General features: G+C 70.9%; 10 protein-coding genes. 5 read left to right on the top strand and 5 right to left on the bottom strand.

The window, feature by feature from the left end; genetic code table 11:
* Positions 1-38: 38 nt before the first annotated feature.
* A complete protein-coding gene (gene fbaA, locus AB0I59_RS29610; RefSeq protein WP_061260086.1) occupies positions 39-1,061 on the bottom strand; it encodes a class II fructose-bisphosphate aldolase in 1,023 nt (340 codons plus the stop codon).
* 137 nt (positions 1,062-1,198) lie between these two features.
* Here fbaA and AB0I59_RS29615 point away from each other — a divergent pair, with 137 nt between their 5' ends.
* The gene (locus AB0I59_RS29615) at positions 1,199-1,882 is read left to right on the top strand and encodes a DedA family protein (RefSeq protein WP_061260085.1); all 684 of its coding nucleotides are present in this window, start codon (positions 1,199-1,201) and stop codon (positions 1,880-1,882) included.
* Positions 1,883-1,961: 79 nt separating this feature from the next.
* Complete coding sequence (locus AB0I59_RS29620) at positions 1,962-2,396, top strand: hypothetical protein (protein ID WP_358138160.1); 435 nt, start codon at positions 1,962-1,964, stop codon at positions 2,394-2,396.
* Between the two features lie 21 nt (positions 2,397-2,417).
* On the opposite strand, the gene AB0I59_RS29625 is transcribed toward AB0I59_RS29620, so the two are convergent.
* Positions 2,418-2,960 carry an orotate phosphoribosyltransferase gene (locus AB0I59_RS29625; protein WP_061260083.1) on the bottom strand — a complete coding sequence of 181 codons (543 nt, stop codon included), beginning with the start codon at positions 2,958-2,960 and terminating at the stop codon, positions 2,418-2,420.
* A gap of 119 nt (positions 2,961-3,079) precedes the next feature.
* Here AB0I59_RS29625 and AB0I59_RS29630 point away from each other — a divergent pair, with 119 nt between their 5' ends.
* Positions 3,080-5,695: a sigma factor gene (locus AB0I59_RS29630; RefSeq protein ID WP_358138163.1), complete on the top strand. Its 2,616-nt coding sequence runs from the start codon at positions 3,080-3,082 to the stop codon at positions 5,693-5,695.
* 208 nt (positions 5,696-5,903) lie between these two features.
* Positions 5,904-7,460 carry an NYN domain-containing protein gene (locus AB0I59_RS29635; RefSeq protein WP_358138165.1) on the top strand — a complete coding sequence of 519 codons (1,557 nt, stop codon included), beginning with the start codon at positions 5,904-5,906 and terminating at the stop codon, positions 7,458-7,460.
* Between the two features lie 151 nt (positions 7,461-7,611).
* On the opposite strand, the gene AB0I59_RS29640 is transcribed toward AB0I59_RS29635, so the two are convergent.
* Complete coding sequence (locus tag AB0I59_RS29640) at positions 7,612-8,244, bottom strand: response regulator (protein WP_061260080.1); 633 nt, start codon at positions 8,242-8,244, stop codon at positions 7,612-7,614.
* A 3-nt stretch (positions 8,245-8,247) separates the two neighbouring features.
* Positions 8,248-12,417 (bottom strand): HAMP domain-containing protein, encoded by a 4,170-nt coding sequence (locus tag AB0I59_RS29645; protein WP_061260079.1) that lies wholly within the window; start codon positions 12,415-12,417, stop codon positions 8,248-8,250.
* A 157-nt stretch (positions 12,418-12,574) separates the two neighbouring features.
* Here AB0I59_RS29645 and AB0I59_RS29650 point away from each other — a divergent pair, with 157 nt between their 5' ends.
* Positions 12,575-14,107: a PP2C family protein-serine/threonine phosphatase gene (locus AB0I59_RS29650; RefSeq protein WP_061260078.1), complete on the top strand. Its 1,533-nt coding sequence runs from the start codon at positions 12,575-12,577 to the stop codon at positions 14,105-14,107.
* Here AB0I59_RS29650 and AB0I59_RS29655 read toward each other — a convergent pair.
* Positions 14,082-15,797, bottom strand: coding sequence for a S9 family peptidase (locus AB0I59_RS29655; protein ID WP_435831118.1), 1,716 nt, complete (start codon positions 15,795-15,797; stop codon positions 14,082-14,084). The two genes, AB0I59_RS29650 and AB0I59_RS29655, sit on opposite strands and share 26 nt — an antisense overlap.
* Between the last annotated feature and the right edge of the window lie 101 nt (positions 15,798-15,898).

Genomic DNA, 15,898 nt, shown 5'->3' on the forward strand with positions numbered 1-15,898 from the left:
GCGACGCCTGGTCAGACGTGTGGTCGACCGGGCTCCGGTCAGCGGAGCTTGGTGCCCGCCGACTTGAGGTGGCGGCAGGCCTCGGCGACCCGGTCGGCCATGCCCGCCTCGGCGGCCTTGCCGTACGAACGGGGGTCGTAGGCCTTCTTGTTGCCGACCTCCCCGTCGACCTTCAGCACGCCGTCGTAGTTGCGGAACATGTGGTCCGCGACCGGGCGGGTGAAGGCGTACTGCGTGTCGGTGTCGATGTTCATCTTGACCACGCCGTACGAGATGGCCTCGTGGATCTCCTCCAGCAGCGAGCCGGAGCCGCCGTGGAAGACGAGGTCGAACGGCTTCTCCTTGCCGAACTTGGCGCCGACGGCCTCCTGGATGTCCTTCAGGACGGAGGGACGCAGCTTGACGTGGCCCGGCTTGTAGACGCCGTGCACGTTGCCGAACGTCGCGGCCAGGAGGTAGCGGCCGCGCTCGCCCAGGCCGACGGCCTCGGCGGTGGCGATGGCGTCCTGGGCCGTGGTGTACAGCTTCTCGTTGATCTCGCCGACGACGCCGTCCTCCTCGCCGCCGACGACGCCGATCTCCATCTCCATGATCACACGCGCCGCGGCGCACTTCTCGATCAGCTCGGAGGCGATGGAGAGGTTCTCCTCCAGCGGTACGGCGGAGCCGTCCCACATGTGGGACTGGAACAGCGGCTCCTCGCCCCTGGCGACCCGCTCACGAGAGATCTCGATCAGCGGGCGCATGAAACCGTCCAGCTTGTCCTTCGGACAGTGGTCGGTGTGCAGGGCGACGGTCACGGGGTACTTGGCGGCCACCACCCGGGCGTACTCGGCCAGGGCGACCGAGCCGGTCACCATGTCCTTGACCGTCGTGCCGGAGAGGAACTCCGCACCGCCGGTCGACACCTGGATGATGCCGTCGCTCTCCGCCTCGGCGAAGCCGCGCAGCGCCGCGTTCAGCGTCTGGGACGAGGTCACGTTGATCGCCGGGTAGGCGAAGCCGCCCTCCTTGGCCCGGTCGAGCATCTCGGCGTAGACCTCTGGAGTCGCGATAGGCATCGGAAATTCATCTCCTTCTGAGACAGTTACCGGCGGTCGCAAGTATCCCGAAGCGTGTGCCGATGTGTGAAGCAGGCTCGGGGCCGCGGCCCGTCTTCTTTAAGTGTCGCCTCATATCCGACCGGTAAGCTCGGGGCGTGGACGTGATCCTGAACCTTCTTGACCCGCAGTGGTGGCTGACCATGCTCGGCGCCTTCGCGACGGTCGGCGTCATCGCGATCATCTTTGCCGAGACCGGGTTGCTCGTCGGTTTCTTTTTGCCGGGCGACTCGCTGCTGGTCGCGGCCGGGATCTTCAGCTCCGCCGCGGCGGCGCAGGGGCTGGGCATCGAACCCCTCTCGCTGCCGACCCTGCTCGTCGGAACACCGCTGGCCGCGATCCTCGGCGCCCAGCTCGGCCATTTGCTCGGCGCGCGAATCGGCCGCAAGCTTTTCGACAAGCCCGACTCCCGGCTGTTCAAAAAGGAGCACGTCGAAAAGGCCGAGCACTACTTCGAGAAGTTCGGCCCGGCCAAGGCCGTGGTCGCGGCGCGGTTCATGCCGATCGTCCGCACCTTCATGAACCCCGTCGCCGGTGTCCTGGAAATGGACGCGCGCAAGTTCTTCGTGTGGAACGTCGTGGGCGGCGTCGTCTGGGTCGAGGCCTTGTTGCTGCTCGGTTACTTCCTCGGCAGCAAGGTCGAGGGCATCGACAAGTACATCCTGCCCGGCGTCTTCCTGATCGTCGTGCTGTCGCTGGTGCCGATCGTCCGCGAGGTCCTGAAGAACCGCAAGGCCGGTGCCGTGGCGGAGCCGAAGGGGAAGCACCACGCGGGACGCTGACCCCTCTGGTGCATGAAAGAGTGATTAATCCCCATTTGGGTGCTGTTGACCTCTTCGTGGAGCCGCTACCCTCCGGTATGTGGGACGCCACAGGTCTGATCCGATGGGGATCGCCCGGCTGGTACTCATCGGCCTGGCGGTCCTGCTCGCGCTGGCTGTCGCCGGTGCCTTCGCCACCTCGTTGCTGACGGTCCTCGGCTCGGGAGACGCCGAGGCCGTCCCTTCCTCCTCGCCCCGCGCCTCCGGGGGTACGCCCTCACCCGCGAGCACCCGGACGGCGACCGTCCAGATCGTGTGCAGCGCCGACCGGTGCCCGGTCTTCGTCCGCATTCCCGGCGGAGACGTGCTGATGGACCGGGACCTGACCCGGGGCGAGCAGGCGTCCTACTTCGACCCCGAACTCGACGTGGTCCTCGGCGACGCGAGCACGGTCACGGTCCTGGAGAACGGGACCCAGCGTCCCCCGGGTGAGACCGGGGAGCGCCAGGCGTTCAAGGTGAGCCGTTCCCGCTGAGATCCGGCCGGGCTGAAACTTTCAGGCCGACGTGATCCCCAGATCGGCCAGGCCGTAGGCCGAGCGGTACGGCAGACCGGTGGCGGCCAGGTTCTCGTCGCCACCCCGGTGCACGATCGTCGCGATGCCCACGACCTCGGCGCCCGCCTCGCGCAGGGCCTCCACGGCGGTCAGCACGGAGCCGCCCGTGGTCGTCGTGTCCTCCACCGCGAGCACGCGGCGCCCCTTCACGTCCGGTCCCTCGACCCGGCGCTGCAGGCCGTGGGCCTTGCCCGCCTTCCGTACGACGAAGGCGTCAAGGGTCCGGCCCCGGGCGGCGGCGGCGTGCAGCATCGCGGTCGCCACGGGGTCCGCGCCCAGCGTCAGGCCGCCGACCGCGTCATAGCCGAGGTCCTCGGTCAGGTCGAGCATCACCCGCCCCACGAGCGGGGCCGCCACGCCGTCGAGCGTGATGCGGCGCAGGTCGACGTACCAGTCGGCCTCCTTGCCCGAGGAGAGCACGACCCTGCCGTGCACGACCCCCTTCTTTTTGATCTCGTCAAGCAGCTTCTCGCGGTCGTTCATGGCGCCCAGCCTACGAGGTCGCGGCCACCGGTTCGGAGGTAAGGACCCGTCACCGGTTTAGGCATCGCATGGTCGGCGGAATCATGTGCGGGACGACTCAGCGTAATCGTGAGGTAACAATGAGTGCGGGAATCCGGCAAACCGATGCAGAACTCCTGGACGCGGTGCGGGGCGGCAACGTGTCGGCCTATGCGCCGCTCTTCGATCGCCATGTCGCCGCGGCCCGCTCCCTGGCCGGCCAGATGGTCGAGGGCGAAGCGGAGGCCGAGGACATCGTCTCCGAGACCTTCGCGGCCGTTCTCAACGCGATCAGGAGTGGCGGCGGCCCGGAATCGGCCTTCCGCCCCTACCTCCTGACCGCGCTCCGCCGTACGGCCGCGGGCGAGACCGACGAGGACGCGCTCGGCACGCCGTACGTGGACCCGGCCTACGCCGGGCTGGAGCGCTCGCTCGTCGCCACGGCGTACTTCTCCCTGCCTGAGCGGTGGCGGATGGTGCTGTGGCACACCGAGGTGGAGACCTGCGGCGCGGCGGAGATCGCCCCGATGCTCGGCCTCTCCGTGAAGGGGGTCGCGACCCTCGCGTACCGCGCCCGCGAGGGGTTGCGCCAGGCGTTCCTCCAGATCCACCTGGACGGCGGTCCGCTGCCCGGCTGCCGGGTGATGGTGGAGAAGATGGCGGCCTACGTCCGGGGTGGCCTGACCCGGCGGGAGACCCGCCTGGTGGACGGCCACGTCGCCGACTGCGTCGACTGCCGGACGGTCTTCCTCGAACTGTCCGACGTCGTCCAGGGCCTGCGGGTCGTCGTCGGTCCGCTCGTCGCCGGCCCCTTCCTCACCGGATATCTCGCCGCGCTCCGCGGCGCCGCCACCGCGGGAGGCGGGGGACGGACCGGCGTCGGCCGCTGGGTGCGGCGGGTGCCCCTCGCGTACTGGGCCGCCGCGGCGGGCACGGCCGCGGCCGCGGCCGGTGGGCTGTTCCTCTCCGACGTCGTCATCGGTGGCGGCCACCCGTCCGCACAGGGCGTTCACGACGGGCGCGGCTCCTACGACGGGCACGGCTCCCGCGACGGCCGGGACGGGAGCGGCGGAGACCGCGGAACCGGCGGAATCGGCGATCATGGTGCGGACGGCGGGCACGGCCGCCCGCAGCCGGTGCCCTCCCCACCCGTGGTGTCACCACCGGCGCCGTCTCCACCCGTGCCCTCCCCGTCCGGGCTGTCTCCGTCCGGGCTGTCTCCGTCCGGGCTGTCCCCGTCCGGGCGGGCGTCGGCCGCGCGTTCCCCCGAGGGGCCGTCCCACCCGGGGGTTCCACCGCTCTCCCCGTTCCACCGCTCCTCGCCCGCCGCCTCGCCCGCCGTCTCGGTCTCCGTCTCGCCTGTGCCCTCGTCCTCGGCCTCACCGGCACCGTCAGGTGGGGCGCGGGATCCCGGAGAGACGACACCGGAACCGCCGGTCGTCGAGCGGCCCTTCATGTCCAAGGAACAGGCCCAGGCTCCCGTGCCCCGGGTGGCCCGGCTCGCCGCGACCGTCGAACCGGTCGGCGGGCTCGTGCGGGCTCGCCGGGGCATCGTCGCCGTACGGCTGCGCAACACGGGGAACGCCGCCTCGCAGGAGGTCGAAGCCGCCGTTGACCTGCCCAAGGGAGTCGTCCCCGCCACCGTCGGAGGACGCAGAGGACACGCGGCGTCGGCGGAGACGGCGGATGGCTGGGCGTGCCGTACGAGCGGGAAGGGGGTGCGGTGCGCGCACGACGCGCTCGCGGCGGGCCAAGCTACCTCGCTCTTCCTGCCGGTGAACGTGTCCGGTGACGCTCCGGAGGACCGCGGCCCGACCGTACGGGTCCGGGCGGGCGCGCTGCGGGCGGCCGCGACGTCGGCCAAGGGGGTCCGCGCCTCCGGTGCCACGGCACGCTTCGCGACCGACGGTCACGTGACCGGCCAGGCCGTCGGCAACGCCCTGTCGGGCTGTCCGCCGAAGCGGACCACGTGTACGGAGAAGGTCCTGGTGGATCTCGACAAGGACCCGGCGACGCGCAGTTCCAGCCCCGCCCGTCTCACGCTGCCGAGCCGGAGCCGGGTGCTCTGGGCCGGGCTCTACTGGTCGGCCGGTGGCGAGGGGACCGCTCCCGCCGGTGACGTCCGGGTCCGGGCGCCACGTTCACGGCACTATGTGACGGTGCACGCCGCCGAGGTGTCCCGGCGCACCCTTCCCACCGGGACCGGCTATCTCGCCTTCGCCGACGTGACGGGGCTCGTACGAGCCGGCGGGCCGGCCGGCGTGTGGTGGGTCGCGGACGCGTCGATCCGAACCGGTCCTTCGCGTGTGTCCGCCTCCAGCGGCAGGGCCTCCGGCGGCAGGGACAGCAGGGCGTCGGACAGCAGGGCGTCGGACAGCAGGGCGTCCGACGGCGCGAAGGGTTCCGCCGGTTCCGCCGGGCGGGCCGGGTGGACGCTGGTCGTGGTCGCCTCCGACCCGCGACAGCCGTACGGGCAGGCGGCGGTGCTCGAGACGGCGTCGCTGCTCCGGGGAGGCGGGCCGCTGAACGTCACGCTCGGCGGTCTGGCGGCCGGGGGACGGCAGGCGAAGCTGGACGTTCTGACCTGGCCGGGGAAGGCCGGGCCCCGGCGCGACTCGGTCACGCTGCGTGGTCAGAGTCCGGTGCTCAACATCCTGACCAGGAAGGACGTGCTGCTATTCGGTGTCGCCGCGATCAGCGTTCCGGCCCTGCCATGACCCTGTCTTATACCGAATTGGGGGGAAGGCAAGACCAGGACAAACTGGTACGGTCTCCGTGAACGCTACGGCATCGGGGCCGGGGCACACGAGACCCCCATCGTGTCGGCGAGGCCTGAATCGTGCCGATTCACCCTCGCCGCTTCACCCGCTTGATTACCCTGAGATGGCCACGTAGGAAGGGCGGTGTCGCGTGGATCGCTGCGCGTTGTTCGTTGACGCCGGCTACCTGCTGGCGGACGGCGCCCTGGCCGCGCACGGAACCCGCCACCGAGAGGCCGTCTCCTGGGACTACCCCGGGCTGCTCCAGTTGCTGGCCGGTTTGTGCAAGGAACGCACCGGCCTTCCGCTGCTCCGGTGCTACTGGTACGAGGCGACGGTCGAAGGCCGCCGGACGGCGGAGCACGACGCGCTGGCCGATCTTCCCGGACTCAAGCTCCGCCTGGCCCGCATCCGCCCCGGCCGGCGTGAGGGCGTCGACGCCCAGGTGCACCGCGACATGATGACGCTGGCACGCAACAACGCGATCTGCGACGCCGTGGTGGTCACCGGCGACGAGGACCTCGTCGAGGTCGTCAGCGACGCGCAGGACCTCGGCATCCGGGTGACCGTCATCCACATCGCCGTTGACGGCGGTTGGTCGGCCTCCCGCACGCTGCGCCAAGAGTGCGACGACCTCATCGAGATCGGTGGCGGCCACCTCCGCCCGTACGCCACTTCGAGCGCGAACGCCGATCCGGCTCCCGCCCACGCGGGCGGTCAGCAGCCCGCCCTGAACGGCCAGTCCCGGCAGAACGGCGCCGGGCAGCCCGCTAACGCCACGTTCGGTGTCGGCGGGTCGGGCGGCGGCTCGACCAACGGCGCGTCCACCAACGGACTGCCGGTGGGCGGCGGCGCGTCCACCAACGGCCTGCTGGCAACCAACGGCGCCTCCACCAACGGCCTGCTGCCGGGCGGCACACCGAACAACGGCCTGCTGGGCGGCGGCGCGTTGGGTGGCGGGGCAACAGGCGGTGGAGCAGCAGGCGGTGGTGCCGTGGGTGGTGGTCACGCCGCGCCCGCCGCGACTCCCTCCTCAGGTGCCGCGCACGCCCGTCCGGTCCAGCCGGCCCTTCCCGCGTACACCGGTTACTCTCCGGAGCCGCAGCCCGCGCAGCTTCCCGCGCCGGCCCCGGCACCGCTGGCCGCCACGCCGCCCGCGCAGCCGTCGCCCCAGGTGTCTCCGCCGGCCCAGCTGCCCGCACCGACATCGCCACCGGCGTCGCCGCCCGCGCAGGTCTCACCGGTGGCCCAGATCTCTTCCCTCGCGCCGGTCTCGTCGCCGCTGCCGGCGCCCCTCGGGTCGCCGCCCGCGCCGAGCGCTCCGGCGACCCAGAACCATTACGCGGGGAACTACACGAACTCCTCGAACTATTCCGGGAGCTCCGAGAACGCCTATTCCTCGCCCGGTCCAGTGCCGCTGGGGCCGTACACCGGACCGCAGCCCACCCAGCCGGCGGCGCACAGCGCGGGCGGCACGACCACGCTCGCCGAGTCGGTGCAGGCGGCGCACAAGGAGGGCTTCGACTTCGGGGAGTCGGTCGCTCGCGACGCTCCCGTCCTGTGGCTGGAGGCGGTGCTCGCCCGCAAGCCCCGGATGCCGTCCGACCTGGAGGCCCGGCTCCTCCAGGGCTCGTCGCTCCCGATCGACTTCCTCCTCCACGAGGAGGTCCGCCAGGCCCTGCGCCGCGGCTTCTGGGATGCCCTGGAGCGGGCGCGACGCTGAGCTGACCGACGAGCGAGTGGGCGACGAAGGAGCCCCGAGTGAGGACGGAAGCCAGCGGCTGAGGGCGCCTGCTCCCGCCGAGCGGAGCGAGGCCTTTGATGCTGAGCGGGCGCGACGCTGAGCTGACCGACGAGCGGGTGGGACGCTGAGGTCAGGCGAGGGCGTCGAAACCGGCTCTGAGGCGGCCGACGCGTTCGGCGAGGTCGCTCATGTGGCCGATGAGGGGGGTTTCGCCGGTCTTGCCGACCAGTTCACGTACCCGGGCCAGTTCGTCCTCGACGGCGCTGAGCCGGCGGGACAGCTCGGGCAGCACCTCGGCCTGGTCGGCGCCGTTTCCTTCGGGAAGTTCGGAGGTCAGCCGCTCGCGGAGGAGGGTGGCCTGCTCGGCGAGCCGCCGGTTCATGTTGTAGAGCTCGACGAAGACGGCGACCTTCGCGCGCAGCACCCACGGGTCGAAGGGCTTGGTCAGGTAGTCCACCGCTCCGGCGGCGTACCCGCGGAAGGCGTAGTCGGGGGCGCTGTCGACGACGGTCAGGAAGATGATCGGGATGTTGCGGGTGCGCTCCCGCCGCTTGATGTGGGCGGCGGTCTCGAACCCATCCATTCCGGGCATGCGTACGTCGAGGAGGATGAGCGCGAACTCGGTGCCCAGCAGGGCCTTCAGCGCTTCCTCACCCGAGCGGGCCCGGACGGGGATCAGGTCGAGCGAGCTGAGGATCGCCTCCAGGGCGATCAGGTTCTCTTCGCGGTCGTCGACAAGGAGGATCTTGGCGCGGTCCGGCATCGATCAGGTTCCTTCGCGGGTCTCGGAGGTGGCCTCACGGCCGCGCAGAAGCCAGCCGCGAAGGCGCTCGAGCAGCCGGTCGACGTCGACCGGCTTGGGCACGTAGTCGGAGGCTCCGGAGGCGATGCTCTTCTCCCGGTCGCCGCGCATCACCTTGGCGGTCAGCGCGATGATCGGCAGGTCGGCGAACTGGGGCATCTGCCGGATCGCCGTGGTGGTGGCCCAGCCGTCCATCTCCGGCATCATGATGTCCATCAGGACGAGGGCGACGTCCTCGTTGCGTTCGAGCTGCTCGATGCCCTCGCGGCCGTTCTCGGCGTACACGACGGTGGAGCCGTGCCGCTCCAGGACGCTGGTGAGCGCGAAGACGTTCCGGATGTCGTCGTCCACGATCAGGATCTTGGCGCCGTTGAGCGGGTCGTCGCCCTGCCAGTCCTGGCCGTTGAGCACCGGCGCGAGCTGGGGCACCGGCAGGTCGGTCGGCAGCGGGATCTCCGGGAGGATCTCGTCCCTCTCCCGCTCGATGAGCTCGTCGCCCGCGTTGTACGCGCCGCTGGTCGTGGCGCCGCCGTCTCGTGCCGCGAGCGGTCCGGAGTACGCCATGGGCAGGTAGAGGGTGAACGTGCTGCCCTTGCCCGGCTCGCTGTCGACGTGGATCTCGCCTCCGAGGAGGCGGGCGATCTCCCGGCAGATGGACAGTCCGAGGCCGGTGCCGCCGTACTTGCGGCTGGTCGTGCCGTCGGCCTGACGGAACGCCTCGAAGATGACTTCAAGCTTGTCCGGCGCTATGCCGATGCCGGAGTCGATCACCGAGAAGGCGAGGATGTTGTCCGACGCCTGGAGCGTCTCGTCGACGTACGGCACGTGCGCCGGAGCGTGGCTGACCTTGAGCCGGACCTCGCCCTTGGGCGTGAACTTGATCGCGTTGGAGAGCAGGTTGCGCAGGACCTGCTGCATCCGCTGCTCGTCGGTGCGCAGCTCGCCGGGCACGCTCGGATCGACCTCGACCGAGAAGGACAGTCCCTTGTCCTGCGCGACGGGGGCGAACGTGGCGTCCATGTAGTCGACCAGCTTGGGCAGTGAGAGCTGCTGCGGGTGGACGTCCATGCGGCCGGCCTCGACCTTGGACAGGTCGAGGATGTCGTTGATCAGCTGGAGCAGGGCCGAGCCTGCGCCGTGGATGGTCCTGGCGAACTCGACCTGCTGCGGAGTGAGGTTGCCCTCGGCGTTCTCCGTGAGCAGTTTGGCCAGCACGAGCAGGCTGTTCAGCGGGGTGCGCAGCTCGTGGGACATGTTGGCGAGGAACTCGGACTTGTAGCGCGAGGAGACCGCGAGCTGCTCGGCCCGCTCCTCCAGGGTGCGCCTGGCCTGCTCGATCTGGAAGTTCTGGATCTCGATCGCGCGGTTCTGCTTGGCCAGCAGCGCGGCCTTGTCCTCCAGCTCGGCGTTGGACCGGCGCAGCTCCTCCTGCTGGCGCTGGAGCTCGTCGGAGCGCTCCTGCAGCTCGATCGCGAGGCGCTGGGACTCCTTGAGCAGGTCCTCGGTGCGGGAGTTGGCGATGATCGTGTTGATCGTGACGCCGATGGTCTCCACGAGCTGGGTCAGGAAGGCGAGGTGCACCTCGCTGAACTGGTTGAACGAGGCCATCTCCAGGACGCCGAGCACCTGGCTCTCGAACAGGATCGGCAGGACCACGATCTGGGCCGGGGTGGACGTGCTGAGGCCGGTCTCGATCGTGATGTACTCGGCCGGGACGTTCTCCAGGATGATCTGCTGGGTCTCCAGGGCCGCCTGGCCGACGATCCCCTCGCCGAGGGCGAAACGCTGGCGGGGGCTCGACCCGGGCTGGATGCCGTACCCCGCGATCAGGGTGAGCTCGCCGTCCACGACCAGGTAGCACGCGCCGTGGCTGGCGGACACGAGCGGCGTGAGCTCGCTCATGATCAGCCGGGCGACCTCGATCAGGTCGCGGTGGCCCTGCATGAGGCGGGAGATCCTGGCCAGGTTGGACTTGAGCCAGTCCTGCTCCTGGTTGGCCTTGGTGGTGAGCCGCAGGTTGCCCACCATCGTGTTGATGTTGTCCTTGAGGTCGGCCAGCTCGCCCTCGGCCTCCGCGGTGATCGACTGGGTGAGGTCGCCGCGGGCGACCGCGCTGGTCACGGCGGCGATGGCGCGCACCTGAGTGGTGAGGCGACCGGCCAGCTCGTTCACGTTCTCGGTGAGGCCCTTCCAGATGCCCTCGACGCCCTCGACGCGCGCCTGGCCGCCGAGGCGGCCCTCGGAGCCGACCTCCCGGGCGACGCGGGTGACCTCGGACGCGAACGAGGAGAGCTGGTCCACCATCGTGTTGATCGTCGTCTTCAGCGCCAGGATCTCGCCCTGGGCGTCCACGTCGATCTTGCGGGTCAGGTCGCCGTTCGCGACGGCGGTGGTCACCTCGGCGATGTCGCGCACCTGGTAGGTCAGGTTGTTCGCCATCGAGTTGACGTTGTCGGTGAGGTCCTTCCAGACGCCGGAGACGCCGAGGACGCGGGCCTGGCCGCCGAGGCGGCCTTCGGTGCCGACCTCGCGGGCGACGCGGGTGACCTCGTCGGCGAAGGCGGAGAGCTGGTCCACCATCGTGTTCATGGTGTCCTTGAGCTCAAGGATCTCGCCCTGGGCGTCGACGGTGATCTTCTTGGAGAGGTTGCCCTGTGCGACGGCGGTGGAGACGGCGGCGATCTGGCGGACCTGTGAGGTGAGGTTGTTCGCCATGAAGTTGACGTTGTCGGTGAGGTCCTTCCAGACGCCGGAGACGCCGCGGACCTGGGCCTGGCCGCCGAGGCGGCCTTCGGTGCCGACCTCGCGGGCGACGCGGGTGACCTCGTCGGCGAACGAGGAGAGCTGGTCCACCATCGTGTTCATGGTGCTCTTCAGCTCAAGGATCTCGCCCTGGGCGTCCACGTCGATCTTGCGGGTCAGGTCGCCGTTCGCGACGGCCGTGGTCACCTGGGCGATGTTCCGCACCTGGTAGGTGAGGTTCTTGGCCATCGAGTTGACGTTGTCGGTGAGGTCCTTCCAGACGCCGGACACGCCCTTGACCTCGGCGCGGCCGCCGAGGCGGCCTTCGGTGCCGACCTCGCGGGCGACGCGGGTGACCTCGTCGGCGAAGGCGGAGAGCTGGTCCACCATCGTGTTGAGGGTGTCCTTGAGCTCAAGGATCTCGCCCTGGGCGTCGACGGTGATCTTCTTGGAGAGGTTGCCCTGTGCGACGGCGGTGGAGACGGCGGCGATCTGGCGGACCTGTGAGGTGAGGTTGTTCGCCATGAAGTTGACGTTGTCGGTGAGGTCCTTCCAGACGCCGGAGACGCCGCGGACCTGGGCCTGGCCGCCGAGGCGGCCTTCGGTGCCGACCTCGCGGGCCACGCGGGTGACCTCCTCGGCGAAGGCCGAGAGCTGGTCCACCATCGTGTTCACGGTGTTCTTCAGCTCGAACATCTCACCGACCGCGTCGACCGTGACCTTGCGGCTCAGGTCGCCGCGGGCCACCGCGGTCGTGACGACGGCGATGTCGCGGACCTGCGCCGAGACGCGGCCGGACATCGTGTTGACGGCCTCGGTGAGGTCGCGCCAGCTGCCCGACATGCCGCGCACGTTGGCCCGGCCGCCGAGCTTGCCCTCGGTGCCGACGTCCTTGGTGACCCTCGTCACCTCGGAGGTGAAGAGGGCGAGCTGGTCCACCATGCCGTTGACGGCCTTACCGAGCCGCCGCACCTCGCCGCGGGCACTCCGTGAGATGTCGATGCGGCGGGAGAGGTCGCCCTTGGCGACGGCGTCGATCACGTCGGCCGCGCTGCTGACCGGGGTGACCAGCGCGTCGAGCAGGTCGTTGACGGACTCGACGTTCTCCGCCCACAGGCCGACTCCGGGGCCGGGCATGAGACGCTCGGCGAACCGGCCCTCGCGTACGACCTCACGCCGGACGCGTACCAACTCGTTCGCCAGGTGCTCGCGTCGGTCGGCGACCTCGTTGAGAAGGAGACGTATCTCGCTGAGGATGCCGGGAGGCGCGTGCGGCACACGACGGCGGAAGTCGCCGTCCCGCCATGTGACGAGCGTGTCGAGCAGCGGCTTCAGGTCGGACTCGGTGTAGCACCGCTCCGAATCTGCGGCCTCACCGTTGGCACGCGACATCGAGCCTCCTTCCCCTGCGGGATTTTCAGGTCCAACGAGCACGGTGGAACCGCAGCCGTGCCGAGCACGAACCTCATGCCAGTCTGTCACGTTCCGTGGCATGTAGTCGTCTGCTTGTTTGACGAGGGTCAGGTCGAAGTGTGATAACACGGAACCGGTGACAACTACCCCACGTGCCGTGCTCGCCGCGTCCTTCGCGCCGGGTGATGAGGCCGTACCAGCCGCGAGGCGGTTCACGCGTGAAGTGATGACCGCGTGGGCCGCCATGTCCGTGAGCGTCGACGCCGAGCGTCTCGCCGGCGACCTCGTCGAGGAGGCCGGAGACGGTCCTTTCGAGGTCATGTGGGTGCACCACGGTGACTCCGTCCAGGTGGAGGTGCGCGAGAAGGGTGAGGCGGATGCGGTCCATCCGCCCACGAACGCCGTCTCCTGGGGCGTCACGTTCAGCGGATCCGCCCGCACTCGCTGGGCGCGGATCGACCTGCCCGGAGGCGTCGGCCGTACCAGCGAGGAGTGGGTGGGCGAGGCGATGCACGGGCCGGGCTGGCTCGGCTTCCTCGCGGACGCCAGCGACCTGCTCGCGGGGACGCTCGACCCCGACATGGTCCCGGCGATCATCGCCCAGATCGTGGTGCCGAGGCTCGCGACCTGGTGTGCCGTCTACACCGTGGAACACGGCTCCGGCGACGTGGTGCCCGCCTACCTCTGGCACGCCGACGAGACGCAGATGGACGCGCTTCGTGACGAGCTCGCGGACATCGCCATGCCGCCGGGCGACGGACCCGCCGTGCTGCACGTGGGTGAGTGGCAGGCGCTGGCGTTCCCGCTGACCGCGCGCGGGCGGCGGCTCGGCATCATGTGCGTCGGCCGCAGCGACCGTTTCCCCGACGAGGTCATGCAACTCGCCGAGGACCTCTGCCGGCGGGCCGCCCTGGCGATGGACAACGCCCGGCTGTACGCCCAGCAGGCGGCGGCGAACCTGGCGCTCCAGCGCAGCCTGCTGCCTCCGGAGGAGCCGCACACACCCGGCCTGGACTCCCACGTCATCTACGAGCCCGCCGGGGAGACCAACGAGGTCGGCGGGGACTTCTACGACCTGTTCCCCGTCGGAGACGGCGTCTGGCGGTTCGCCATCGGCGACGTCTGCGGCACCGGCCCGGTCGCGGCGGCGGTCACCGGCCTCGCCCGGCACGCGCTCCGCCTGCTCGCCCGGGAGGGGTACGGCGTCGCCGCCGTGGTCGCCCGGCTCAACCAGGCGATCCTTGAGGAGGGCGACAGGGCCAGGTTCCTGACCCTGCTGCACGGCGAGATCACGCGTACGGAGGGCGGCCTCGACATCAACCTGGTGTCCGCCGGGCATCCCGAGGCGCTCCGGCTCCGGCCGAGCGGCGTCGTGGAGGCCGTCGCGTCCCCGCAGTCCCTGCTCGGCGTCTTCCCGGAGGCGGAGTTCCACGAGGAGAGCGTCCGGCTGGAGTCCGGCGACGTGCTGCTCGGGGTCACCGACGGGGTGACCGAGAGGCGGTGCGGCTCGCGGCTGCTCGACGACGACGGCGGGCTGGCCAAGCTGCTGGCGGAGTGCGTGGACCTGTCCGCGCGGGCGGTGGCCGAGCGGATCCGCCGTGCCTGCCAGGACTTCGCCCCCGAGCCGAGCGCCGACGACCTGGCTATTCTCGTTCTGCGAGCGCCCTGATCGCGAAGTCGATCTGGAGGGACATCTGCCGGATGCGCTCCTCCACCACGAGCGTGCCGTGCCCCGCGTCGTACCGGTAGGTGTGCGCGTCGTGCCCTCGCCGGGCCAGGGCCTCGAGATAGTCCTCCATCTGCCGGATCGGGCACCGGGGGTCGTTCTCGCCGACGAGGACCAGCAGCGGCGCCTGGACCAGGTCGGCGTAGGTGATGGGGGAGGACGCGGCGTACCGCTCGGGCATCTCGTCGGGTGACCCCCCGAGCAGCGCCCGATGGTAGGCCCGCAGCCGCTCCGCCTCGTCCTCGTACGCGGCGGCGTGGTCGGCGATGGGCGCGGCGGCGATGCCGGCGGCCCAGATCTTCGGCTGGGTGCCCAGGCCGAGGAGCGTGAGGTAGCCGCCCCACGATCCGCCGGCGAGGACGAGCCGTTCGGGATCGGCGACGCCCCGGCCGACCACCCATTCGCGCACCGCCGTCACGTCGGCGAGCTCGATGTGCCCGACGTCCCCGTGCAGGGCGTCGCGCCAGGCGGAGCCGTATCCGATGGAGCCGCGGTAGTTGACCCGGACCACGGCGAACCCGCTGGCCACCCAGGCCGCGACACCGGGCAGGAACGCGTCGCCGTCCTGCGCGGCCGGCCCGCCGTGCAGGAGGAACACCGTGGGGTACGGCGGGGCACCGGCCTCCGGCCGGGAGATCAGCGCGTGGATCCGGCCGCCGGGGCCCTCGACGTCGACGTCCTCGACGGGCACCGAGGCCGGCGCGGCCCGCCCGGGGTTCATCACCACGTGGCCGTTGCTCGACCTGATCACGGGCGGCTGGGAGGCGCTCGACCAGGAGTACTCCACGGTGCCGTCCGGGCGTGGGGCCGCCGCGTCGATGACGCCGCGCGGGCTGTCGATCGGGGTGAGCCCGCCGCCGGTGAGGTCGTACTTCAGGAGCTCCGTACGGCCTCGGTGGTTGTGCACGATGAGCAGGGCGCGGCCGTCGTGGTACCAGTCCGCGTCGATCTCCCCGGGCACCCGGAGCCAGATCTCCCGCTGCTCGCCGGTGGCGGGGTCCCAGATCAGCGGCTCGTGCCGGCCGCGCCGTTCGTGCAGGACGAGCAGTCGCCGGTCGCCGAGCGCGGGGGCGAACCGGACGCCGGTCACGCCCTTGCCGGTGCCGTCGTCCAGCTCGCCGACGGTGCGGCCGTTCGCCCTGACGACCCGCAGGGCGGGATGACGGGAGTCGCCGTGCTCGCTGTGGTCGATCGCGATGAGCGACCCGTCGAGGGACATCGCGGCCACGGAGGCGCGCTCGCCGTGCTCGTAGATCGTGACCGGGTCCTCCTGGTCGCGGACGAGCAGGACCTGGAAGCCGTCGCGGCCGGACCGCCCGACCGCCGCGCCGCCCGCGACGGACAGGCCGAGCCCGCCGGGGTGACCGGGGGGCGTGTCCACCGGGATGTCGGGGCCGCCGGAGAACCGTTGGCGCATCCACCCGCCGTACTCGTCGCCGTCGGTGTCGGCGAACCACCAGATCCACTGGCCGGTGGGGTCGATGGCCGCGTGCGTGGTGCCGCCGGGCCGGTCGGTCACCTGGCGGGTACGGCCGGTCGAGCGGTCCCAGGCGTGGATCTCCCAGGTGCCGGAGGCGTCGCCGCGGTACACGGCGTGATGTGGTGCTTGGCGGGCCCATGTCGGCAGGGTCATGCGTGGCGCGCGGAACCTGGCCTGCCAGCGCTCCTCGGCTTTCAAGCAGCCTCCCCTGGAATCGGTGCCGGCGGGGTCGCGTCAAGTATGTCCCGCGAATC

The sequence above is a fragment of the Microtetraspora glauca genome (assembly GCF_040656155.1).
GTDB lineage: Bacteria > Actinomycetota > Actinomycetes > Streptosporangiales > Streptosporangiaceae > Microtetraspora > Microtetraspora glauca.

Coding starts and splice junctions, on each gene's coding strand:
- fbaA (WP_061260086.1), bottom strand. CDS start 1,061: ATGCCTATCGCGACTCCAGAGGTCTACGCCGAGATGCTCGACCGGGCC.
- AB0I59_RS29625 (WP_061260083.1), bottom strand. CDS start 2,960: ATGAACGACCGCGAGAAGCTGCTTGACGAGATCAAAAAGAAGGGGGTC.
- AB0I59_RS29630 (WP_358138163.1), top strand. CDS start 3,080: ATGAGTGCGGGAATCCGGCAAACCGATGCAGAACTCCTGGACGCGGTG.
- AB0I59_RS29640 (WP_061260080.1), bottom strand. CDS start 8,244: ATGCCGGACCGCGCCAAGATCCTCCTTGTCGACGACCGCGAAGAGAAC.
- AB0I59_RS29645 (WP_061260079.1), bottom strand. CDS start 12,417: ATGTCGCGTGCCAACGGTGAGGCCGCAGATTCGGAGCGGTGCTACACC.
- AB0I59_RS29655 (WP_435831118.1), bottom strand. CDS start 15,797: ATGACCCTGCCGACATGGGCCCGCCAAGCACCACATCACGCCGTGTAC.